Genomic DNA, 19,693 nt, shown 5'->3' with positions numbered 1-19,693 from the left:
CGGGGGGGGGTTGGGCTGCCTGTGGCCCCCCCCCGGGTGGCTCCGGTGCGTGGGTTGGGGTTCACACAATCACACCACCTCCGGGGGGCCCCCCCCCACACATCGGGGGGTCGTGGGGCCCCCCCCCCCCCCGGAGAGGGGCCTTCGTAGAGCGCAGTCCCCTCTCCGGTCTCGGCTTCGCCGAGCCACCTCTCCCCACTTTCGTGGGGCGAGGAACCCAACCTGGAATGAAGCCGCGCCCTATCGCGCGTCGTCGTCAGCCCGGCCCAACGTCGTCATAACTGCATCTCGATCGTCAGGTTGGCCGTGTCGCCAGCCCCGAGGCCTTCGCGAACCCGCACCGCGGTCTTGATCGGCAAGAGCAGGCTGCCGGATTTCTTGTCGGGAAACAGCGATGTCCGCCATCTGGTCTGGCCGATGACGGCTTCGACGCCAAGCGAGCCCCAGGGCCTTGCCGCCCCCACCATCGCCGTCTTGATCCGGGCCCCAAGCTCCGGCGGCAGCGTCACGAAATGCCAGCCGCCCTTGCCCGGATAGACCCAGATCTCGGCCTGCATGTCATAGCAGAACATTTCTGTGCCCTTCCTCAGGTCAAGGCCGTCATGACTGGCTTTGCCATGCTGCCTTGTTGGCGATACTGACGATCGGCGAACCATCGATGATTTCCACAGCCCTGCGGGGGAAAGCCATTCTTCCCTGCAAAGAGGATGGCAGCGCCGCCATTGCACTACCGCCTTGTCACGATAGACGGCCGCCGGGTTTCCCAGCCTTCCCGTTCCAGTTCCGGCACGCTGTGGTTCTCGCTCGGGTAGCCGATGCAGAAGTAACCGATCAGCGTCCACTCCGGCGGGACGTCCAGGATTGTCGCCATCTCGGCCGGATCGAGGATCGAGACCCAGCCCATGCCTATTCCTTCGGCGCGCGCAGCCAGCCACATCGTGTGGACCGCCATGACAGCGGAATAGTCTATGGTGGCTGGCATGGTCAGGCGTCCAAGCCCATGCCCTTGCTCGGTTGCGCGGTCGGCGAAAACCGCAAGCTGGCAGGGCGCCTCATTCAGGCCGGCAAGCTTCAGGCGACCATAGAGCGCGGCGCGTTCGCCGCAAAAATTTGCGAGTGCCTCCGCGTTGCAGCGCTCGAAGCATGCCCTGACGGCGGCGCGGCGTGCTTCGCTCTCGACGATGACGAAGCGCCAGGGCTGGCTCAGCCCGACGGACGGCGCGGCGCTGGCAAGCTCGAGCAGCCGCTCCAGCGCCCCTTCGGGGAGCGGCGTCGGCTTGAACCGCCTGACGTCGCGCCGCCACAGGAAAAGATTGGCGAGCCCGGCGCGAAAGTCGGCCGGGAACTCTGGGTTTGTGGTCATGGCGCGCTGCCTTTGTTGTGGTTGCCCGGTTCGCCGGACTTCGTCTTGTTTGCTTCGATCCGGGCAGTGATGAGGCGCCTCAAGCGACACTTCGTCTACCCGCATTGTCGCATTTCGCCGGGCGCGAATTCTAATGCATGTCGCGCCAAAGCATGCCCTCGGGCTTGATCCGAGGGTGTGCAGCGGTTTGCGGTAACGACATGCATCAAAAAACGAACCTAAAGCGCGCCACTTGAGGCCGGTCGAACGCGAGGCGCTTTAGCCGAGGCCGGACGACATCGCCGCGATCTACGCCGTTGGACCTTGATCGGCAAACAAAACCCGCCTCGGCAAGCCGGGCGGGTCGTTGGAGCCAATTAGCACCATACCCAGATTAGTAGCATAGCTGCCGGCACAAAGCAAGAACAAAATGTGGCGTTGCCGATGAAACTGCCGATTTCAACTCTCGAGTGGGGCGATCGCTGCGGCCGCGACCGTGCGGCCGAGGCCGCCATGCAGATCGAGGCATCGTTCGAACCATTGCGCCACCACATCGCTGTCGTCGAGTAGCCGGTAGGGCGTGGCGATGCGCGCCCATTGCAGCGCGCCGAAAACGATGTAGTCGGCAAACAGCGGCGACGGGCCGCCGATGAAGGGCTGATAGCCAAGCATCGAGCGGAGCGGCTCCAGCGAGGCGCGGAAGCTGGCGAGCCCGGCGTCGCGGGTGGCGTATACTGCCTCCAGGCGCTTGCCGAAGCGCTGCTCGCGGTTCTGCCGGAAATAGGCGGCGTTCGCCTCGTCCTGCATTGCATGCAGGTCCAGTATCGCTGCGGTGGTGACGTAGGGATGGATGGTCAGCTGCGACCAGCGTTCGATGAAGCGCGCCGTCGCCTTGCCGCCGTCGCCGGAAAACAATGTCGGCCGCTCGGGATAGGCCTCCTCGAGATAGAGCGCGATAGCAAAGGAATCGGCGACCACCGTCTCGCCGTCGCGGATCACCGGAACGAGCTTCGAGACGCCGCCTTCCACCTTCGGCACTTCGAGAAAACGGGTCGGCACGCTGGTGATGTCGAGCCCTTTGTGGGTCAGCGCCATCACCGCCTTCCAGCAATGTGGGCTGAATGGGCGGGCGGCGTCGCGTCCGACAAGGTCATAGAGCAGAATGGTCATTGGCGGCAGCGTCCTTGCAGTCTAACTATGCCCGAAACAGACCCGCGCGAAACAGGGTCTCGCAGGTCGAGAGAAGAATGAAACAGCATTTCAGGATGTTTGCGGCCTACAATCAATGGGCTAATGGCCGCATCTACGATGCCGCCGCCGATCTCGACGAGGAAGAGTTTGACCGCAATATCGGCGTCTTCTTCGGTTCGATGATGGGAACGCTCAACCACCTCCTGGCAGCCGACCGTATCTGGATGAAACGCTTCACCGGCGAGGGCGACGCGCCGGCAAAGCTCGACGCGATCCTGCACCGCGCCTTGCCCGGCTTGCGGCTGGCGCGCGAGGCCGAGGACAAACGGATCATCCACTGGGTAGACGGCCTGAGCGACAAGGCGCTGTCGGGCCGCTTCTCCTATATGACCGTCTCGGACATGCGAACCGTCTCGCAGCGGCTGGCGCCGGCGCTCGACCACTTCTTCAACCACCAGACCCACCACCGCGGCCAGGCGCACGCGATCCTGACCATTCTGGGCAAGCCAAGCCTCGGACTGGACCTGACGATGTTCCAGCGCAGCGAGGAGGGCAGGGCTTTCGCCTGAACCTGGGGCGGCTGGTGAAGCGGTGGATAGTGGACGATCTGCCGAGATTGCAAAACCTACCAAAACATTTTATGGAGCGCACGGTCGTGAGGGCGGCCGCTTCAGCAGCATTCAGCAGCAACAGCGAGAATTGGCACGCATGCCCAATGAACCCTTGCGCCTCGTGGCGTTCTTCGCCGTGGTCCTGGCGCTTCTCAACTCCGGTTATTATTTCCACCAGGGCGACATTGTCGCGACCATCTATTTCATGATCGGCGCCATTCTTGTGACCGCGGTCACCCGGATGAGCATCAGAAGGCAGCTGATTTAGGACCGATCTTCTTATCCGGCCGCCATCTCGACGGCTGGTTCGCTTCGACTGCGATCGAATTGAAAGCAAAGTCTTAGGACTTCGTTTGCGCTGTTGCTTCAAGGTAGCCGGCTGAAGCAGGAGCAAAAGCATGCAGATCGATTTGTCCCCGACGAGCTGGGGCAGGGTCGTGGCGGTTACCGTCGCGGGCACGGCGGTCTGCATTGCAGCCGCGTTCTTCGTCGATTCCTTCAATTTCCCGTATTTGTCGCCGGAAGCGCTGTGGCGGGCGCAGCTCACCGACCTGCTGCTGCCGCTCGTCCTGGCCAGCTCGTTCTTCTCTTTCCTGATGTGGAAAATGCGCCAGCTGGCGATCGCGCAGAAGACACTGGCCGTCGTCGCGGCGACCGACAGCCTGACGGCGGTATTCAACCGGGGTGCGTTTTCCATGCTCGTCGAGGCCTATCTAGAACAGGCCCGCAGCCATTCCGTCGTTAATGCCGGCGCCTTGCTGATCGTCGATGCCGACCATTTCAAATCCGTCAACGACCGCCTCGGCCACGACTGCGGAGACCAGGCGCTCAAGCTGATCGCCAGGACGATCCAGGGCCAGCTACGCGGCGCCGACATCGTCGGCCGGATCGGCGGCGAGGAATTTGCGGTTTTCCTTCCCGGCGCAGATCCTTCGCAGTCCTGGCTGGTGGCGGAGACAATTCGCCGACGCGTCCGTGAGGCGGAGTTCTCGCCTGGCGGCCGGCCCTGTCCTCTCTCGGTCAGCATCGGCGGCGTGGCGTTCAGCGGGCCGACCACCTACGCCGAGATGTTCGTGGTGGCGGACAAGCACCTTTACAAGGCCAAATCGAACGGCCGCGATCAGGTCAGTTTCGAACCCGCGGCAGCGGGCGACGCGCCGGGCGGCGGCCCGATGACGGTCCATTGATGGTCGTTTCTGTCAGGCGGCGTAGCCGCCGAGGCCCCGGGCGACGGGCTTGACCGAGACTGCCGGCTGGGCGGCCGGCCAGAGAATGCCTGCCGTCACGGCGAAGGTGATCAGGGCGTCGCGTGCCGCTTCGGCCGAGATCTCGCCGGCACGTGCCGCCTCGCAGGCCTTTACCGCCGCACCATAGCTCAGCCGCCGGCGCGAAGGCGGGAACTCGGTCAGGAATTCGTGCATCTCGGAGAACGAAGCGATTGTACGCTTGTAGCCGGCGCCAACAGTTAGGGCGACCGGGGTGGAAAACGTCCTGTCGTGCATTCTGGCCTCTCGAATGGGCGGAGGTCACGGCGGACGCCGTTCTCCGGTCTGGGGGTCGGGCAGAAACGCGGATCACGGCGCGAGGTTCCATGTTGCCGGGACTGTTTTTTCGCCGGCTCCGGGAGCGGTCGCCGGGCGAGCAGCGCCAGCGGCGAGGCGGGTGCCTATTTCCACATGCCGCGCATGCGGGCGCCGAGGTCGACACGCACCTGCGGCTGGCGGCGCGGATCGTCCCTGGCCTGGACGCTGGCCCATGCCACCTGCTCGAAGGCGCCGAGGATCGAGCGCGGGATGAAGCGCGTGCGCGAGGCATAGACATGGCGGTCGCCGCGCGCCGCCTGGCCGTGGACGAAAAAACGATGCGGCATGACCAGGTGCAAGTTGTCCTTGGCCCGCGTCATCGCCACGTAGAGCAGCCGCCGCTCCTCGTCGACGTCCTCCTTGCTGCCGACGCCGAGATCGATCGGGATGCAGCCATCGACGGTGTTGAGCACGAAGACGTTCTTCCACTCCTGGCCCTTGGCCGAATGGATCGTCGACAGGATCAGATAATCCTCGTCGCGGTGCGGCGGGCCGGCCTCGTCGCTGGTCGCGTCCGGCGGATCGAGCGTCAGCTCGGTGAGGAAGCGCTCGCGCGACGCATAGCCGGAAGCGATCTGCTCGAGCTGCAGGAGATCGGCCCGGCGCGTCGTTGCATCCTCGTGGATACGTTCCAGATGCGGCTCGTACCAGAGCCTGACCTGCTCGATGTCGGCCGGCCATTTTTGCGCGCCGGCGCGCAGGCCGCTATAGAGCGCGACAAAGCCCGGCCAGTCGTCGGCGGCCCGCTGAGGCGGCCGATAGCGGGCAAGCCCCATCGTCTCGTCGAGCGACGTCGCCATGGTCTCGACGATCGCATTGGCGGCCGAAGGGCCGATGCCCGGCAGAAGTTGCAGCACGCGAAAGCCGGCGACGCGGTCGCGCGGGTTTTCGGCAAAGCGCAGCACGGCGAGCATATCCTTGACGTGAGCTGCGTCGAGAAATTTCAGCCCGCCGAACTTGACGAAGGGGATGTTGCGGCGCGTCAGCTCGATCTCCAGCGGGCCGCTATGGTGCGAGGCGCGAAACAGCACCGCCTGTGCTTTGAGAACCGTGCCGGCCTCGCGTTCGGTGAGTATCGCCTGGCAGACATAGCTCGCCTGCTCGGTCTCGTCGCGCACGCTCACCAGCTTCGGCTTTTCCGCCGATTTGCGCTCGGTCCAGAGATTTTTGGTGAAACGCTCCGACGCTTCGCCGATCACCGCATTGGCCGCCGCCAGGATCGTCTCGGTCGAGCGGTAGTTGCGCTCCAGCATGACGACTTCCGCCGGCTGCGCGAACTGCTTGGGAAAATCCAGGATATTGCGCACTTCCGCGGCGCGGAACGAATAGATCGACTGCGCGTCGTCGCCGACCACCGTAAGCCCCGATCCGTCGGGCTTGAGCGCCGTCAGGATCGATGCCTGCAGCCGGTTGGTGTCCTGGTATTCGTCGACCAGCACATGGTCGAAACGCGCACCCAGATGCGCGGCGATTTCCGGCTCGCCGGCCATCTGCGCCCAATAGAGTAGCAGGTCGTCGTAATCGAGCACATTCTGCGCCTGCTTGGCCTCGACATATCGGGCGAATAATTGCTTCAGCTGTTCGGCCCAGCCGGCGCACCACGGGAACACCGAACCCAGCACCTCGCCGAGCGGCGCCTGTGCGTTGACCGCACGCGAATAGATCGCAAGGCAGGTGCCCTTGGTCGGGAAGCGGGCTTCGGTCTTCGAAAACCCAAGCTCGTGGCGGGCGAGATTCATCAGGTCGGCGGAATCCTCGCGGTCGTGGATGGTGAAGGCCGGATCGAGACCGATCTCCAGCGCATAATCGCGCAGCAGCCTGGCGCCGATGCCGTGGAACGTGCCGGCCCAGCTCAGCGCATCGGTGATGACGGAGGCATCGCGCCCCAGCACCTCGCCGGCGATGCGCTCGACCCGCTTGGCCATTTCCGCTGCGGCACGGCGCGAAAATGTCATCAAAAGGATGCGGCGGGGGTCGGCACCCCTGACGATCAGATGCGCGACCCGGTGCGCCAGCGTGTTGGTCTTGCCGGAGCCAGCGCCGGCAATCACCAGCAACGGCCCGGCGATCTTGCCGTCGCCATGTTCGACGGCAAGCCGCTGCTCGGCGTTGAGCTTCGCCAGATAGGCCGGCTGGAAGGACGAATCACGGGCGGCGAGGTTCATCGCCCATCAAGCATCGTTTCTGCTTTGTTCGCAACGGTTTGCGGAGCCGGAATAGGGCTCGTGCACGAAGAAGCCTTGCGGGCAGGCCTGTCGACTAACGCTCGGGTTCGACGCCCATCCTTGCCGATTGCCGCCGCAGCGCCTTGCGATCGTCCTGTGGCGGCGGCAGCAGCAGCGGATCGAAATCGTCGGGCACCTCGTCGATCACTTTCTTGGCGACGCGATAGGCGACATAGACGATTGCCCCGGCGATGAGCAGACGGATCATGCCTTCCTCCATTGATTGTGCAGCAACCGGAGACGCGGCATTTTGTTCCCCGGCCCCTTGGCGAATGCGGGAACGACACCGGCCGCGCAACCAAATTGCCGACGCCTCGTTGTCGGGCGAGAGGAGACTGCGATGAAAAAGCGCTCAATCCTGCTGCTTATGGCAGCTCTGACGGTTGCGGGTTGCGACAACAACATCCAGCCGACCAAAGCCCCCGGCGACACCGTCGAGCAGAACCCGCAGGTCGACAAGAATCCGGTGCCGAAGTCTACGACCGGCGGCGATCAGCCCGGCACGCCGCCGAAACAATGACCGCCTCAAATGGCGTCGGCGCCGGTCAAGGAGAGGGGCCGGCGCCGCTTGGGAGGAAGCTGATGGCGCCGGCCAGGCGGAGATCAGGCCCGCCGCACATCCAAGGATAGCCGAGTCTTTCCGCAGCGTCATGGTCGATAGCGTACAGACGGCACGCCCCTGTGGACAAACGTGTCGGCCACGGCAGCGTTTGTTCATCACATAGTTCGTTCTTCCCATGGAACAAACCAGGCTGCTGCGTGTTTGGATGTCGATCGGACGCTCCCAAGGCCGCCGTTCACGAAAGAACCCGCGATCCTTATCCCCCCTCAGGATCGCGGGTTCTTTTTGCGTTTGCGGGAAGTTGCGGCGCGACAGGCTGACTTGCTTGCTGCCGGTTTTCGCGCCTTATGCGGCGAGCCGGGGCTCAAGCCCTTGCGAAGCATGGTTGTCCCGTGCAAAAGCCCGGCCATGCTGATCATCAACGACCTTTCGCTCCGCATGGCCGGACGCCTGCTTCTCGACCATGCCTCACTGACCTTGCCGGCCGGCAGCAAGGCTGGCCTTGTCGGCCGCAACGGCACCGGCAAGACAACCTTGTTCAAGGCGATCACCGGCGACCTCGCCTCCGAGACCGGCTCGATCAGCCTGCCCAAAAACACGCGCATCGGCCAGGTCGCGCAGGAAGCGCCTGGCACCGAGGAGCCGCTGATCGAGATCGTGCTCAAGGCCGACCTCGAACGGAGTGCCCTGCTCGAAGAGGAAAAGACGGCGACCGACCCGCACCGCATCGCCGACATCCACATGCGGCTGGCCGATATCGACGCGCACTCGGCCGAGTCACGCGCGGCCACCATTCTCGCCGGCCTCGGCTTCGACGATGCCGCGCAGCGGCGCCCGGCCTCGTCCTTCTCCGGCGGCTGGCGCATGCGCGTCGCGCTGGCCGCAGTGCTGTTTGCCGAGCCCGATCTGCTGCTGCTCGACGAGCCGACCAACTATCTCGATCTCGAAGGCACGCTATGGCTGGAAAACTACGTGTCGAAATACCCGCATACCGTGCTGCTGATTTCGCACGACCGCGACCTGCTCAACCGCGCCGTCAATTCGATCGTCCATCTCGACCAGAAGAAGCTGACCTTCTGGCGCGGCGGCTACGACCAGTTCGAGCGCCAATACACCGAGCAGCGCGAATTGCAGGAGAAGGGCCGCGTCAAGCAGGAAGCCGCGCGCAAGCACATGGAATCCTTCGTCGAGCGCTTCCGCGCCAAGGCGTCGAAGGCGAGGCAGGCGCAGTCGCGCATCAAGGCACTGGAGAAGATGAAACCGATCGCCGCGATCGTGAACGACACGGTGCGGCCGTTCTCCTTTCCGGAGCCGGTGAAGACGGTGGCCTCGCCGATCATTGCGCTCAACAACGTCAACGTCGGCTACACCGAGGGCGAGCCGATCCTGAAGAAGATGACGCTGCGCATCGATGCCGACGATCGCATCGCGCTGCTCGGCGCCAACGGCAACGGCAAGTCGACCTTCGCCAAGCTTTTGGCCGGCCGGCTGAAGGCGGAGACCGGCAGCATGACGGTGGCGCCCGGGCTGAAGGTGGCAATCTTCGCGCAGCACCAGCTCGACGACCTCAGGCCCGACGAAAACGCCTACGAGCACGTCCGCCGGCTGATGCCGGAAGCGCCGGAATCGAAGGTGCGCGGCCGCGTCGCCCAGTTCGGCCTGACCACCGAAAAGATGAACACCGCCGCCAAAGATCTGTCCGGCGGCGAGAAGGCGCGGCTCTTGATGGGCCTGTCGGCCTTCGAGGGGCCGAACCTGTTCATCCTCGACGAGCCGACCAACCATCTCGACATCGACAGCCGTGAATCGCTCATCCATGCGCTGAACGATTTTCCCGGTGCGGTCATCCTGATCTCGCACGACCGCCATCTGCTCGAGGCGACGGCCGACCGGCTGTGGCTGGTCAAGGACGGCGCGGTCAATCCATATGACGGCGACCTCGAGGACTACAAGACGCTGGTCACCGGCGTCTCCGGCGACCGCCGCGGCAAGCGCGAGGCGGATAAAGCCTCGAAAGCTGACCGCCGCCGCGATGCAGCCGCGCGCCGCGCCGCCTTCGAGCCGCTGGCCAAGGAAATCCGCGCCACCGAAGCGCTGATGGACCGCCTCCGCAGGCGCATCGACCTGATCGAGGACGAACTCGCCAATCCGGCCGTCTACGAAAAGGACCCCTCGACTGCCACAAGGCTGGCCAAGGAGCGCTCACAACTCGCGCAACAGCTGGCCAGCCACGAGGAAAAATGGCTGTCGATGTCGTCGGAGTATGAAGAAGGCACGGCGGAGTAGGAGCATGTCGGCAAAACTATGGATCGAAGCTGCCAAGGTTTTGGCCGTCAATTCCGAAGCTGTCGTAAAATGCCCTGAGTGTGGAGACGGCAATCTGCTGGTCATCAACGCCGGAGCCGGATCATCGCATGTCGAGCGCCACATGCATTGCCCGAAATGCGGCGCCTACAACGCGTTGCTCAAGCGCATTGATGGCGTGTAACTGGCCCTACACGCCACTATCACAACCGGCTAGTTTGCGCCCATGAATCAGCACGCCAAGCTCAAAATCGGCCATTCGGCCTGTCCGCATGATTGCCCTTCGACCTGCGCGCTCGAGGTCGAGTTGCTCGACGCCAGGCGTATTGGCCGCGTCCATGGCGCCAAGGCCAACAGCTATACGGCCGGCGTCATTTGCGCCAAGGTCGCCCGTTACGCCGATCGCATTCACCATCCCGACCGCCTGCTGAAGCCGCTGGTCCGTGCCGGCGCCAAGGGCGAGGGCGTATGGAAGGAAGCGAGCTGGGAGGCCGCACTCGACCTCGTCGCCGAAAAATTCATCGCGGCGGAGGCAAAATACGGCTCGGAGACGGTCTGGCCCTATTACTATGCCGGCACGATGGGGCTGGTGCAGCGCGATGGCATCGAGCGGCTCAGGCACGCCAAAAAATACTCCGGCTTCTTCGGCTCGATCTGTACCAATCTGGCCTGGACCGGCTGGATGATGGGCGCCGGCGCGCTGCGCGGCCCCGACCCGCGCGAGATGGCAAAGTCCGACTGCGTGGTGATCTGGGGCACCAATGCCGTGGTCACGCAGGTCAACGTGATGACCCACGCCATCAAGGCGCGCAAGGAACGCGGCGCCAAGATCGTCGTCATCGACGTCTACGAAAATGCGACGATGAAGCAGGCCGATCTCGGCCTGGTGCTGAAGCCCGGAACCGACGGCGCGCTGGCCTGCGCGGTGATGCACGTGCTGTTCCGTGACGGCATGGCCGACCGCGCCTATCTGGAAAAATACACCGACGATCCGCATGGTCTGGAGGCGCATCTTCAAACGAGGACGCCGCAATGGGCCGCCGATATCACCGGGCTTTCCGTCGACGAAATCGAGGCCTTCGCCCGTCTCATCGGCACGACGAAGAAGACTTATTTCCGCCTCGGCTACGGTTTTTCGCGGCAGCGCAACGGTTCGGTCAACATGCATGCCGCGGCCTCGATCGCGGCGGTCACTGGCTGCTGGCAATATGAGGGCGGCGGCGCCTTCCATACCAATTCGGGCATCTTCAAGCTCAACCAGGAACTGCTCGAAGGCACGCGGATGCGCGACCCCGCGATCCGTCATCTCGATCACTCGCGTATCGGCCCGGTGCTGACCGGGGCTGAGGATGCGCTCTATGGCGGCCCGCCGGTGACTGCGCTGCTGATCCAGAACACCAATCCGGTCAATGTCGCGCCAGAGCAGCGGCTGGTGAAGCAGGGTTTTCTGCGCGACGATCTGTTTTCCTGCGTGCACGAGCAGTTCATGACCGACACGGCCAAGCTCGCCGATGTCGTGCTGCCGGCGACGATGTTCCTCGAGCATGACGACGTCTACAAGGGCGGCGGCAACCAGCACATCACCCTCGGGCCGAAGCTGATCGAGCCGCCGGAAGGCCCGCGCACCAATCATTTCGTCATCGAGGAGCTCGGCAAAAGGCTCGGTGTCGCCGACCGTCCCGGCTTCGGCATGACCGAGCAGCAGCATATCGACATCATTCTGGGCATACGCGTGCTTGGCAGCTTTTCGAGCCTGAAAGAGCAGAAATGGGTCGATTTGCAGCCGGATTTCGCGGCCGCGCATTTCCTGGAAGGCTTCGGTCATGCCGACAAAAAGTTTCATTTTCGTGCTGACTGGACGGGCCAGGCGTCACCCAATCGGCCACCGAAAAGCATGGGCCTGTTCGGGCCGGTGGCGCGCTTGCCCGAATTCCCCGATCATGTCGATCTGATCGAGGTGGCGGACGAGGCGCACCCGTTCCGGCTGACCACCTCGCCGGCGCGCAATTTCCTCAATTCGACCTTCACCGAAACGCCGGTGTCGCAGGCAAAAGAGCGCCGGCCGCAGCTGCTCTTGCATTCCGATGATGCGGCGGCACTCGGCGTCGCCGACGGCGGCCGTGTCGAGGTCGGCAATCGGCGTGGCGAGGTAGTGCTGCACGCAAAGCTGTTCGACGGCATCAAGCGCGGCGTCGTCGTCGCCGAAGGCATCTGGCCGAACAGCGCCCATGAGCGTGGCGAGGGCATCAACGTGCTGACCGGCGCCGATGCGCCGGCGCCCTATGGCGGTGCCGCCTTCCACGACAACAAGGTCTGGCTGCGCCCGGCGGATTGAGCGTCGGAACGATATCTCCATCCGGCCGTTTTCGCGTGGCGGGTGGAGGCATTGTCATGGCAGAAGTGTTGCCGGCGCCGGATCCCATCGGAAGGACACTGTCGTCCGGCGAACTCGTAACCACGATGTCGCACTTTCATCGCGCCGAGATTGCGCGCATGGCCGGGTGGCGCGACCGCCTGGACCGGACGAGCAACTGGGCGATAACGGTTGTCGCGGCGATGCTCTCAGTCTCGCTTTCGACAGCCAGCGCTCACCATGGCGTGCTGCTGTTTGCCATGCTGCTTGTCCTGCTGCTGCTGTGGATAGAGGCCCGCCGATATCGCTTCTTCGACTTCTATCGGGCTCGCGTGCGCCAGTTCGAACGGCACTATTTCGCGCAGATATTCTCGCCGCAGCCGGACTTCGCGTCCGATTGGCTGTTGATCGTCGGCGAGAGCCTGCGCGCGCCGAAATTCCTGATTTCGCAACGCGTGGCTTTGGCGCGCCGCCTGCGTCGCAATTACATCTACATGCTGCTGATTCTGCTGCTGGCCTGGATCCTCAAACTGTCGACCCCTAGTCTTCTGACCGAAGGCGTCCGCATTGGCTTCGTCGGGTCGATGCGTGAGGCCGTCACCGGTGCTGCCTTGGGTCCAATTCCGGGCGCCGTCATCGTCGTGCTGGTCGCCGTCCTCTATGCCGGCCTGCTGGTGACAGCCTTCCTGACGGAGAGCGACGACGGCGAACTCTCCTTCGGTGACGTCCACGTCTAGCAACGCAACGGCTGTCTGGCAACGCAACGCCCTGTCGCGCGTTGTTGGACACGTGCATTGGGCGATGGGGGTTTCATGGCTTGGCAGGCTCCGACACGTTCCAGCCTGGCGCTGTTGGTTTGCGCTTTCGTTCCCGCAGGCGCGGTCTGGGCGGCGGAGACGCTCGTTGCCGGGACCAAGGCCTCCGGCATGGGTGGTTCGGGCGAAGGCGCTTTCGTCGCCGAGATCGTGCTTCTGCTGCTTGTCGGGCGCGGCCTGGGCGAAGTGCTGCAGCGCTACGGCCAGCCGGCAATCATGGGCCAACTGATCGGCGGTATCCTGCTCGGTCCTTCGTTGTTCGGCTGGCTGTGGCCGTCGGCCCAGCATTTGATATTTCCCAGTGATCCCGCGCAAAAGGGCATGATCGACGCGGTCTCGCAGCTCGGCATCCTGATGCTGCTTTTGCTGACCGGCATGGAGACGGACCTGCGGCTGGTGCGCCGGGTTGGCGCGGCCTGTTTTTCCATTTTCGGCTACCGGCGTCGTGGTGCCCTTCATCTTCGGTTTCGCGCTGGCGCAGTTCCTGCCGGACGCATTGCTGCCTGACCCCACGCAACGCACGGTCGCCGGGCTGTTCCTGGGCACCGCGCTGTCGATCTCGTCGGTCAAGATCGTCGCCATGGTGGTGCGCGAGATGAACTTCATGCGCCGCAACCTCGGACAGGTGATTATTTCCTCGGCAATCATCGAGGACACGATCGGCTGGCTGGTCATCGCCGTAACCTTCGGCATCGCCACCAATGGCAGGCTGCAGCTCGTACCGCTGGTGACCACCATCGCCGCCGTGGCACTGTTCATGGTGTTCTCCTTCACCATTGGCCGCCGTCTTGTCTTCACCTTGATCCGCTGGACCAACGATCAATTCCGCAGCGAGTTTGCGGTGATCACCATGATCCTCATCATCATGGGCGTGATGGCGCTGATCACCAACATGATAGGCGTCCATACCGTGCTGGGGGCGTTCGTCGCCGGCATCCTTGTCGGTGAATCGCCCATCCTCTCCAGCCATATCGAAGGCCAGCTGCGCGGCGTCATTACCGCGCTGTTCATGCCGATCTTCTTCGGCATGGCGGGGCTTTCCGCCGATCTCACCGTGCTCGCCGATCCGACGCTTGCCATGCTGACGGGCGCTCTCGTGCTGATCGCCAGCATCGGCAAGTTTGGCGGCGCGTTCATCGGCGCCAAGCTCGCCGCCATGTCGTTCAAGGAAGCAATCGCCGTCGGCAGTGCAATGAACGCGCGCGGCTCGACCGAAGTGATCGTCGCCAGCATCGGCCTGTCGATGAACATCCTATCGCACAATCTCTTCACCATGATCGTCACCATGGCCGTGATCACCACATTGGCCATGCCGCCGATGCTGCGGTGGGCGCTCGGCCGGCTGCCGGTTGGGCATGACGAGCAGCAGCGTGTCGAGCGCGAGGCGTTGGACGAATACGGCTTCATTTCCAGGCTGGAGCGGCTGCTGGTGCTGGTCGACGACAGCAGGATCGGCAAGTTCACTGCCTATCTCGCCGGACTGGTCGGTGGAGGCAGCGGCATGCCCACCACCTTGCTTCGCCTGCCCACCACCTTGCTTCAGCCGAAAGACGGCCGAATTGACAGGCCAACCGACAGCAAGGGACAGGAGCGCGCCCTGCAGGAAATCAAGAAGGGTGCAAGAAAAAGCGCTCAGGCGGTGAAACGGATCGAAGATACGCTTGTCGATAAAGTCCACCTGACGGCCCGCACCGAATTGGAGGCCACGAGTGAGACGATCGCCGAGGAGGCCCGCAAGGGATACGGCCTGTTGCTGGTCGGCCTTGACAATGTGCTGACCGTCGATGGCGCCTTCGCGCCGGCCCTCAACGACATTGCCGCAGGATTTGACGGCCCGCTTTGCCTGGTCCTGAACGGCGGCAATGCTGCCGAAAAGATGCCGACGCTGAAGGCCGGCACCAGCATTCTCGTCCCCGTCAACGGTACCCAGGTGGCGCGTCGCGCCGCCGACTTGGCGCTGGCCCTGGCCCGTCCAAACCGGGCGCGGATCAAGGTTCTCTACGTCTCGCAAAGGGCAGCCAAGGGCCGCAGGTCGACATCCGTGTCGCATAGCCGCGAGGAGGCCGTGCTGAAAGACATCGCCGATCTGGCGGGCCGCTACGGCCTGCATATCGACACAGCGTTCCATACCCGCGTCACACCCGACAAGGCGATCACCCGGGAGGCGGCCAAAGGCGCGGCGATCGTCGTGATGGGCGTCACCCAACGTCCGGGTGAGGACCTGTTCTTCGGCGAAACCGCCGGCGCTGTCTTAGCCGCCTGCAACTGCCCCGTCGTGCTTCTGGCCAGCGCGCGGCCCAAGCATGACGCCGCTGGCACTGAGCTGGCAGCGTGATTTCATGGCGCATCAGCTAATCGAGAACAGATCGTCCTGTCCGGAAACCAGAAGCCGCAAATCGACGGCGATTCAAACGGCATCTGGTGCCGGCTTTTGCTGGTGCCCTGACGATCCAGATCGGCGACCCGATCGACCGGGAACTGTTGCGCTAGCTAGCGCCGAGATCCACGCGGTCTTTGCCTGGGCAGGAAGCGACGCGACCCCGCCATGTGACCGGCAGCCGACGAGAAGGAAAAGCTGATTGACCTGTATCACGCCTTTGAAAAGTTCGCCCGGGGCGGGAGGCGTGTTCGCCTTCAATCGCTCGACGTCCTAAAGCGCTTCGCCAAATCGGCCGAGCGCAGCTTCGAAGGTCCTGACGGTCAGATGAAGCAATTCCAGAAGGTTCGATCAAACGGCGAGACTTTCTATCGCGGCATCGGCATTCGCACCGAATGGCAGTCGCAGGGCGACCATGGCATGCACATGGGAAGGATAAGCGGCGAGGCTATTGGTAAATTTTCGCCAGATCTCCCAGTCCTTCGGCAAAATTTCGCACCTGCTTCTGAATTATCACGGCGTCTATGGCGATCGTTTTGAGTTCATGGGCAAGCGAACGTCCCGCCTCGGTCGTTTTTTTACCCATCAGTTCCTTGATATGAACCCATCTCGGCCTGAAATTCCTCACCATAAGCGTCATAACTTCAAGATTCGAGGTCATCTCCGGCCCAAAGAGACGAACGCCGGACTCGATCGCTTTCATCTCAAGTCCAAGTTCGATACGATCGCAAAAGATCTTTAGCTTGTTAATCTCTTCACTAGTCGGGCGGGGAGGGGATTTGACTTCGAACTTTTTGTAGTTTCCCGCCGCGCTTTCTGCGTCATTGGCAATTCCAAGAAAATAGTTCGCCAGATAGCCCGCGCGTTCTGCTGTAAGCCTATCGCTTCGCAAATTGAGTTTAATTAACTCGTCATGTCGTTTCTGCTGGCGCTCTTCGGTCTTGTTCATGGCATTGACCGTTATGAACGCTGCAGCGACTGCCAAAGCGCCCGCGAAAAGCGTCTGATAATCGTAAAGCCATCTGGCTTGATGGTTGAGGTCGGACCAAGCCATTCCCACGATGAAACCTATGACTGCCGAGGTAATGGCCACAAACCATGCTTCGTGTCTTTCCATTTCGGAAATCTCCCGCCTGATCCTACCGTGCGGCCAGCCTTCGGCAACAGGCGCTGCAAGCTAGCTCGCAGTTCGATGTGCTCCAGTATCGAGGCGGCGTCATTTCCCTATCGCCTTGTCAATGACCTCAGTAAAGTTCGGCGGTTCGATACTATCGCTGCCATGTCCTGGCGGCGGCCTGCACAGAGCTTGCAGGATCAACGCGCGATCCTCCTTCGTTGCCGCTTGCTGCTCGATCATCTTGTAGTACGTTTCAATGATCGTGGCTCGCTGACGCGCATCGTCCATCAACAGCATAGATCGCATATTGAACCGGACCACGAGTCTAATCAGCCAAAAATAAAGCGCCAGCGGTATTGTGACCACCACCAATCGGCTAACTGTGGCGACAGTCAAGACAACGGATTCGTTACATCGCTGTTTTCAATGCCAGCTGCCTCAGTTAGATGCTTTAGTAGCACGATGACTGCATCATTGTCGTAAATCGCCCATGCCGGCAGTACTACCAAAAGAATGAATAGGACAAAGCCAGAAGTCACAAGTGCCCACCAGGAGGCGCTTGCACGATCGGTCCAATACATCCTTACGCCCTGATAGGCAGATCTCGCCTTCGCCGAGTCGAGGAAGCTGGAGAGCTTGTTCTCTGCATCTTGCGTGTTAGCGTCGATGGCCGCTTGGAACGCTTCGATCTGCCCGCTGAGATCCTTGGCCCGATTCTCAAAGGCTCCTGCCTGTTTCGCGGCATTTTCTGCTGCCTCCAGTGCACCGTTCGCGCGCTCGGTCAAACTTTCAGTGGTTTCTCGAAGGTTATTAGAAGTCAGCGCTGCTTGGCTTCTTACGTCGTCAATGAGGGTGTTAGATTTGGATGTGATCTCAGCCAACCTCTCAGCAATAATGCCTGTTCCATCAAGCGGGGCATCTTCCACAACTCTCCAGGCGGAATAACTGCCCAACTCCCGGATGACGGCAAATGGCGTGTTTGTGATACTCGGTTTCACAAATCGCCCCATCTCGTAGATCAGGCCCGCAGCGAAAGCTGCAGCGATGTCTTCAGGGCTTTGTGGCCGAGACTTACTCAGCTTCACAGCTTCGTCGAGCGAGTCATTGGTAACGATCGGGATTTCAGAAAAAAGAACGCTTCGACCTTCGACTTCAAGCACTGTGGCAGGCGCAGTGGTTGTGGCATGGTTGATCAAGCCATCCGTGAAATCCTTAAGGCTGCTATAGAGATCGGTCTCATTGTTTCTAAGGCGGATCATCCTTTCCGCAAAAGCCTGGACAATTCCCTTATAAATCTCAGTCTGCTGCTGAGCATAAAGAGAAGTTGCCTCGCGCGAATTTTGGCCGCCAGGGTCGTAGCTGTTCATCTTCAGAATCGATCTGACGTCGTTATAAGTAATCGCGTCCACTCTGATTCCCCTCAAGCGCTAAATACTATGGTCGTTCAGAGCGCGATATTGCGCAAGTGGCAGAAAATTCTCTCCCCTCCCGCCACGAGAGGCTCGGCATCGCGCTGTCTGCATTCCGGCATGTGGCGGTGGTGCCGATCTCTCTTACTCGCCGCGCGATCAGCACTGCAAATTGCGCCTGTCGGCATAACCGATTGAAAAGAAATAAGAACATTGTGGCGACAGGAGCCGCATGTCGAATTTCAAGCGGCCAATTTAGCGCACCCGTACAAAATTTTCGTGATTGGAAACGACAGGCTTGCCGACCCATCTCGGGGTGGTCCGAGCGACGCGAATTCCTCCCAAGGCACGCCACTTGACGGACAGACCAAAGACCTACCGGAGTACCCGAAATGACCAAGATCGCTCTTACCGCCGCCGCCCTCCTTGTTGCCACCGGCACTGCTTTTGCCGGCAGCGACCACTATGGCTCGGACAACGTCAACCAGCCGGCCGCTGCTGCTGCTGCCAACGTCGACAACACGTTTACCGGCTCGATCCGCAGGCCGGTTACTTCCGAGCATACCGGTGCCAAGACGACTTCCGAGTCGGTGGCGCCTGAATCCGGCCAAGGCATCTGGGGCCGCTGATTATCACGGCCCCGGAATACAAGAGCGGCGGGCCTGGCCCGCTACTCTTGCTTTCACCTGTCAACGGGGTGCGCGCCGGATAGCATCCTGCGCCAATCGAATACTTTGAATTGCAGGTTTCATCTGTAGCCACAATCTCGGTTGCTGAAATCGTCCAGCAACGTGCACTTCGGAAAAAAGCCGGGTGCGTATTCGTCGGCGCGGACAGCGCTCTCATCTCGAATGCGTCGAAAGCAACGACAACTCACGAATGACCAGTACACTGGAGTACCTGAAATGACCAAGATTGCTCTTACCGTCGCCACCATCGTCCTCATCGCCACGGGCAGCGCCTTTGCCGGCAGCGATCATTATGGTTCGGACGGCGTCAACCAGCCGGCCACGCCTGTTGGCAATGCGCCTGTCGGCACTATCGACAGCGGGTTTACCGGTTCCATCCGCAAGCCGCTGACGGCTGAGCACAACGCCGTCGACACCGGGGCGACGACCCGGTTCGGCACGGATCAACCCGTAGTGCCGCAATCTGGCCGGGGCAACTAGGGCCGATAGTTCCTCAAATCCCGGAGCACAAAGAGCGGCGGGCTTGGCCCGCCGCTCTTGTTTGTGCGAAGCCGGGTTGGCCGAAAGGTCGGCGATCCCCCGGCCTGCCAGGTATTCCTTAGCGAAGATCCTTCGGCCAAATGCAGTGCGTCAGCCGGGCGCTGCCGAAGCTGAGACCGGCCCAATCGCCATCGACGTCGAAACGGGCCAGGGCCGCGGTCGGAAATTTTTCCGCCAGCTTCTTCAGCGCCGCTTCATCCGATCCAGCCCCGGCAAGCCCGCGCGCGAACTCCTCCAACCCGGGATTGTGGCCAAGCACCAGCAGCGTTCCGGTTCCCGCCTTTACTTGCCGCACCTTGGCGAGGATGTCCGCCGCTGCTGCCTCGTAGAGCGCCTGGGCAAATTTGGCCTGCACCTTCGCCGGCAATTCCGCCGAGAGCAGCCGCCACGTGTCGCGGGTGCGCAGCGCCGGCGATACCAGCGCCAGCTCCGGCAGCCAGCCGCGCCGGGCCAGTTCGCGTCCGACCAGCGGCGCTGCCTTCAGCCCGCGCCCGGACAGCGGCCGGTCGAAGTCGATGAGATCGGGATCGTCCCAACTCGACTTGGCGTGACGCAGGAGCAGCAGTTGCTTCATG

Annotated in this window: 21 protein-coding genes and 1 pseudogene; 11 read left to right on the top strand and 11 right to left on the bottom strand. The window is 62.4% G+C overall.

Annotation, left to right across the window (positions count from 1 at the left end; all coding sequences use genetic code 11):
* Window positions 1–275 precede the first annotated feature (275 nt).
* The 4 genes from NKJ46_RS30165 to NKJ46_RS30150 form a co-directional block, all read right to left on the bottom strand.
* Window positions 276–572, bottom strand: a complete 297-nt coding sequence (locus NKJ46_RS30165) for a DUF1905 domain-containing protein (protein ID WP_352670270.1) — start codon at window positions 570–572, stop codon at window positions 276–278.
* Window positions 573–600: 28 nt separating this feature from the next.
* On the bottom strand, window positions 601–723 hold the full coding sequence (locus NKJ46_RS30160; protein WP_352493224.1) for a hypothetical protein: 123 nt from the start codon (window positions 721–723) through the stop codon (window positions 601–603).
* 4 nt (window positions 724–727) lie between these two features.
* Window positions 728–1,363: a 5,6-dimethylbenzimidazole synthase gene (gene bluB, locus NKJ46_RS30155; RefSeq protein ID WP_352670267.1), complete on the bottom strand. Its 636-nt coding sequence runs from the start codon at window positions 1,361–1,363 to the stop codon at window positions 728–730.
* A 438-nt stretch (window positions 1,364–1,801) separates the two neighbouring features.
* Entirely contained in the window at window positions 1,802–2,512 is a 711-nt protein-coding gene (locus NKJ46_RS30150; protein ID WP_352670265.1) for a glutathione S-transferase family protein, read from the bottom strand.
* Between the two features lie 77 nt (window positions 2,513–2,589).
* On the opposite strand from NKJ46_RS30150, the gene NKJ46_RS30145 reads away from it, so the two are divergent.
* The 3 genes from NKJ46_RS30145 (at window position 2,590) to NKJ46_RS30135 (ending at window position 4,331) form a co-directional block, all read left to right on the top strand.
* Entirely contained in the window at window positions 2,590–3,102 is a 513-nt protein-coding gene (locus NKJ46_RS30145; protein ID WP_352670262.1) for a DinB family protein, read from the top strand.
* A 139-nt stretch (window positions 3,103–3,241) separates the two neighbouring features.
* Window positions 3,242–3,412 carry a hypothetical protein gene (locus NKJ46_RS30140; protein WP_023677663.1) on the top strand — a complete coding sequence of 57 codons (171 nt, stop codon included), beginning with the start codon at window positions 3,242–3,244 and terminating at the stop codon, window positions 3,410–3,412.
* Window positions 3,413–3,542: 130 nt separating this feature from the next.
* Window positions 3,543–4,331 (top strand): GGDEF domain-containing protein, encoded by a 789-nt coding sequence (locus NKJ46_RS30135; RefSeq protein WP_352670259.1) that lies wholly within the window; start codon window positions 3,543–3,545, stop codon window positions 4,329–4,331.
* 12 nt (window positions 4,332–4,343) lie between these two features.
* Here NKJ46_RS30135 and NKJ46_RS30130 read toward each other — a convergent pair whose 3' ends face one another.
* From NKJ46_RS30130 to NKJ46_RS30120, 3 genes are all read right to left on the bottom strand, one after another.
* A complete protein-coding gene (locus tag NKJ46_RS30130) occupies window positions 4,344–4,646 on the bottom strand; it encodes a DUF982 domain-containing protein (RefSeq protein ID WP_352452964.1) in 303 nt (100 codons plus the stop codon).
* Between the two features lie 164 nt (window positions 4,647–4,810).
* A complete protein-coding gene (locus NKJ46_RS30125; RefSeq protein WP_352670256.1) occupies window positions 4,811–6,892 on the bottom strand; it encodes an ATP-dependent helicase in 2,082 nt (693 codons plus the stop codon).
* Between the two features lie 94 nt (window positions 6,893–6,986).
* Window positions 6,987–7,160: a hypothetical protein gene (locus NKJ46_RS30120; protein WP_352670253.1), complete on the bottom strand. Its 174-nt coding sequence runs from the start codon at window positions 7,158–7,160 to the stop codon at window positions 6,987–6,989.
* 132 nt (window positions 7,161–7,292) lie between these two features.
* Here NKJ46_RS30120 and NKJ46_RS30115 point away from each other — a divergent pair, with 132 nt between their 5' ends.
* The 6 genes and pseudogenes from NKJ46_RS30115 to NKJ46_RS30085 all read left to right on the top strand — a co-directional run bounded on the left by NKJ46_RS30115 (window position 7,293) and on the right by NKJ46_RS30085 (window position 15,321).
* A complete protein-coding gene (locus NKJ46_RS30115; protein ID WP_254820275.1) occupies window positions 7,293–7,472 on the top strand; it encodes a hypothetical protein in 180 nt (59 codons plus the stop codon).
* Window positions 7,473–7,922: 450 nt separating this feature from the next.
* Window positions 7,923–9,800 carry an ABC-F family ATP-binding cassette domain-containing protein gene (locus NKJ46_RS30110; RefSeq protein ID WP_352670251.1) on the top strand — a complete coding sequence of 626 codons (1,878 nt, stop codon included), beginning with the start codon at window positions 7,923–7,925 and terminating at the stop codon, window positions 9,798–9,800.
* Between the two features lie 4 nt (window positions 9,801–9,804).
* Window positions 9,805–10,002, top strand: coding sequence for a hypothetical protein (locus tag NKJ46_RS30105; protein WP_352670248.1), 198 nt, complete (start codon window positions 9,805–9,807; stop codon window positions 10,000–10,002).
* Window positions 10,003–10,044: 42 nt separating this feature from the next.
* Window positions 10,045–12,153 (top strand): molybdopterin-containing oxidoreductase family protein, encoded by a 2,109-nt coding sequence (locus NKJ46_RS30100; protein WP_352670246.1) that lies wholly within the window; start codon window positions 10,045–10,047, stop codon window positions 12,151–12,153.
* A 56-nt stretch (window positions 12,154–12,209) separates the two neighbouring features.
* Window positions 12,210–12,908, top strand: coding sequence for a DUF2270 domain-containing protein (locus NKJ46_RS30095; RefSeq protein WP_352492634.1), 699 nt, complete (start codon window positions 12,210–12,212; stop codon window positions 12,906–12,908).
* A gap of 189 nt (window positions 12,909–13,097) precedes the next feature.
* Window positions 13,098–15,321, top strand: a pseudogene (locus NKJ46_RS30085) (cation:proton antiporter domain-containing protein).
* Between the two features lie 490 nt (window positions 15,322–15,811).
* On the opposite strand, the gene NKJ46_RS30080 reads toward NKJ46_RS30085, so the two are convergent.
* The 3 genes from NKJ46_RS30080 to NKJ46_RS30070 all read right to left on the bottom strand — a co-directional run bounded on the left by NKJ46_RS30080 (window position 15,812) and on the right by NKJ46_RS30070 (window position 17,847).
* Window positions 15,812–16,480, bottom strand: coding sequence for a hypothetical protein (locus NKJ46_RS30080; RefSeq protein ID WP_352670237.1), 669 nt, complete (start codon window positions 16,478–16,480; stop codon window positions 15,812–15,814).
* Between the two features lie 99 nt (window positions 16,481–16,579).
* Complete coding sequence (locus tag NKJ46_RS30075; protein ID WP_352670234.1) at window positions 16,580–16,876, bottom strand: DUF6161 domain-containing protein; 297 nt, start codon at window positions 16,874–16,876, stop codon at window positions 16,580–16,582.
* Window positions 16,873–17,847: a hypothetical protein gene (locus NKJ46_RS30070; protein WP_352670231.1), complete on the bottom strand. Its 975-nt coding sequence runs from the start codon at window positions 17,845–17,847 to the stop codon at window positions 16,873–16,875. Before NKJ46_RS30070 ends, NKJ46_RS30075 begins: the two co-directional genes overlap by 4 nt.
* A gap of 434 nt (window positions 17,848–18,281) precedes the next feature.
* On the opposite strand from NKJ46_RS30070, the gene NKJ46_RS30065 reads away from it, so the two are divergent.
* Both NKJ46_RS30065 and NKJ46_RS30060 read left to right on the top strand, forming a co-directional pair.
* On the top strand, window positions 18,282–18,518 hold the full coding sequence (locus tag NKJ46_RS30065) for a DUF680 domain-containing protein (protein ID WP_352670228.1): 237 nt from the start codon (window positions 18,282–18,284) through the stop codon (window positions 18,516–18,518).
* Between the two features lie 276 nt (window positions 18,519–18,794).
* The gene (locus tag NKJ46_RS30060; RefSeq protein ID WP_352670225.1) at window positions 18,795–19,058 is read left to right on the top strand and encodes a DUF680 domain-containing protein; all 264 of its coding nucleotides are present in this window, start codon (window positions 18,795–18,797) and stop codon (window positions 19,056–19,058) included.
* 118 nt (window positions 19,059–19,176) lie between these two features.
* Here the strand turns inward: NKJ46_RS30060 and NKJ46_RS30055 are convergent, their stop codons facing one another.
* Window positions 19,177–19,692 carry a SixA phosphatase family protein gene (locus NKJ46_RS30055; RefSeq protein WP_352670222.1) on the bottom strand — a complete coding sequence of 172 codons (516 nt, stop codon included), beginning with the start codon at window positions 19,690–19,692 and terminating at the stop codon, window positions 19,177–19,179.
* Between the last annotated feature and the right edge of the window lies 1 nt (window position 19,693).

The sequence above is a fragment of the Mesorhizobium sp. M0166 genome (assembly GCF_040322255.1).
Lineage (GTDB): Bacteria > Pseudomonadota > Alphaproteobacteria > Rhizobiales > Rhizobiaceae > Mesorhizobium.
The sequence above is the reverse complement of the archived record's forward strand: the minus strand, read 5'-3'. Positions and strand labels throughout refer to the sequence as shown.

Bases quoted from the DNA above. Each gene is read 5' to 3' on its own strand.
- NKJ46_RS30055 (WP_352670222.1), bottom strand. From the start codon at position 19,692: ATGAAGCAACTGCTGCTCCTGCGTCACGCCAAGTCGAGTTGGGACGAT.
- NKJ46_RS30095 (WP_352492634.1), top strand. From the start codon at position 12,210: ATGGCAGAAGTGTTGCCGGCGCCGGATCCCATCGGAAGGACACTGTCG.
- NKJ46_RS30145 (WP_352670262.1), top strand. From the start codon at position 2,590: ATGAAACAGCATTTCAGGATGTTTGCGGCCTACAATCAATGGGCTAAT.
- NKJ46_RS30115 (WP_254820275.1), top strand. From the start codon at position 7,293: ATGAAAAAGCGCTCAATCCTGCTGCTTATGGCAGCTCTGACGGTTGCG.
- NKJ46_RS30140 (WP_023677663.1), top strand. From the start codon at position 3,242: ATGCCCAATGAACCCTTGCGCCTCGTGGCGTTCTTCGCCGTGGTCCTG.
- NKJ46_RS30100 (WP_352670246.1), top strand. From the start codon at position 10,045: ATGAATCAGCACGCCAAGCTCAAAATCGGCCATTCGGCCTGTCCGCAT.
- NKJ46_RS30130 (WP_352452964.1), bottom strand. From the start codon at position 4,646: ATGCACGACAGGACGTTTTCCACCCCGGTCGCCCTAACTGTTGGCGCC.
- NKJ46_RS30070 (WP_352670231.1), bottom strand. From the start codon at position 17,847: ATGAACAGCTACGACCCTGGCGGCCAAAATTCGCGCGAGGCAACTTCT.
- NKJ46_RS30060 (WP_352670225.1), top strand. From the start codon at position 18,795: ATGACCAAGATTGCTCTTACCGTCGCCACCATCGTCCTCATCGCCACG.
- NKJ46_RS30150 (WP_352670265.1), bottom strand. From the start codon at position 2,512: ATGACCATTCTGCTCTATGACCTTGTCGGACGCGACGCCGCCCGCCCA.
- bluB (WP_352670267.1), bottom strand. From the start codon at position 1,363: ATGACCACAAACCCAGAGTTCCCGGCCGACTTTCGCGCCGGGCTCGCC.
- NKJ46_RS30120 (WP_352670253.1), bottom strand. From the start codon at position 7,160: ATGATCCGTCTGCTCATCGCCGGGGCAATCGTCTATGTCGCCTATCGC.
- NKJ46_RS30065 (WP_352670228.1), top strand. From the start codon at position 18,282: ATGACCAAGATCGCTCTTACCGCCGCCGCCCTCCTTGTTGCCACCGGC.
- NKJ46_RS30105 (WP_352670248.1), top strand. From the start codon at position 9,805: ATGTCGGCAAAACTATGGATCGAAGCTGCCAAGGTTTTGGCCGTCAAT.
- NKJ46_RS30165 (WP_352670270.1), bottom strand. From the start codon at position 572: ATGTTCTGCTATGACATGCAGGCCGAGATCTGGGTCTATCCGGGCAAG.
- NKJ46_RS30160 (WP_352493224.1), bottom strand. From the start codon at position 723: ATGGCGGCGCTGCCATCCTCTTTGCAGGGAAGAATGGCTTTCCCCCGC.
- NKJ46_RS30125 (WP_352670256.1), bottom strand. From the start codon at position 6,892: ATGAACCTCGCCGCCCGTGATTCGTCCTTCCAGCCGGCCTATCTGGCG.
- NKJ46_RS30135 (WP_352670259.1), top strand. From the start codon at position 3,543: ATGCAGATCGATTTGTCCCCGACGAGCTGGGGCAGGGTCGTGGCGGTT.
- NKJ46_RS30080 (WP_352670237.1), bottom strand. From the start codon at position 16,480: ATGGAAAGACACGAAGCATGGTTTGTGGCCATTACCTCGGCAGTCATA.
- NKJ46_RS30110 (WP_352670251.1), top strand. From the start codon at position 7,923: ATGCTGATCATCAACGACCTTTCGCTCCGCATGGCCGGACGCCTGCTT.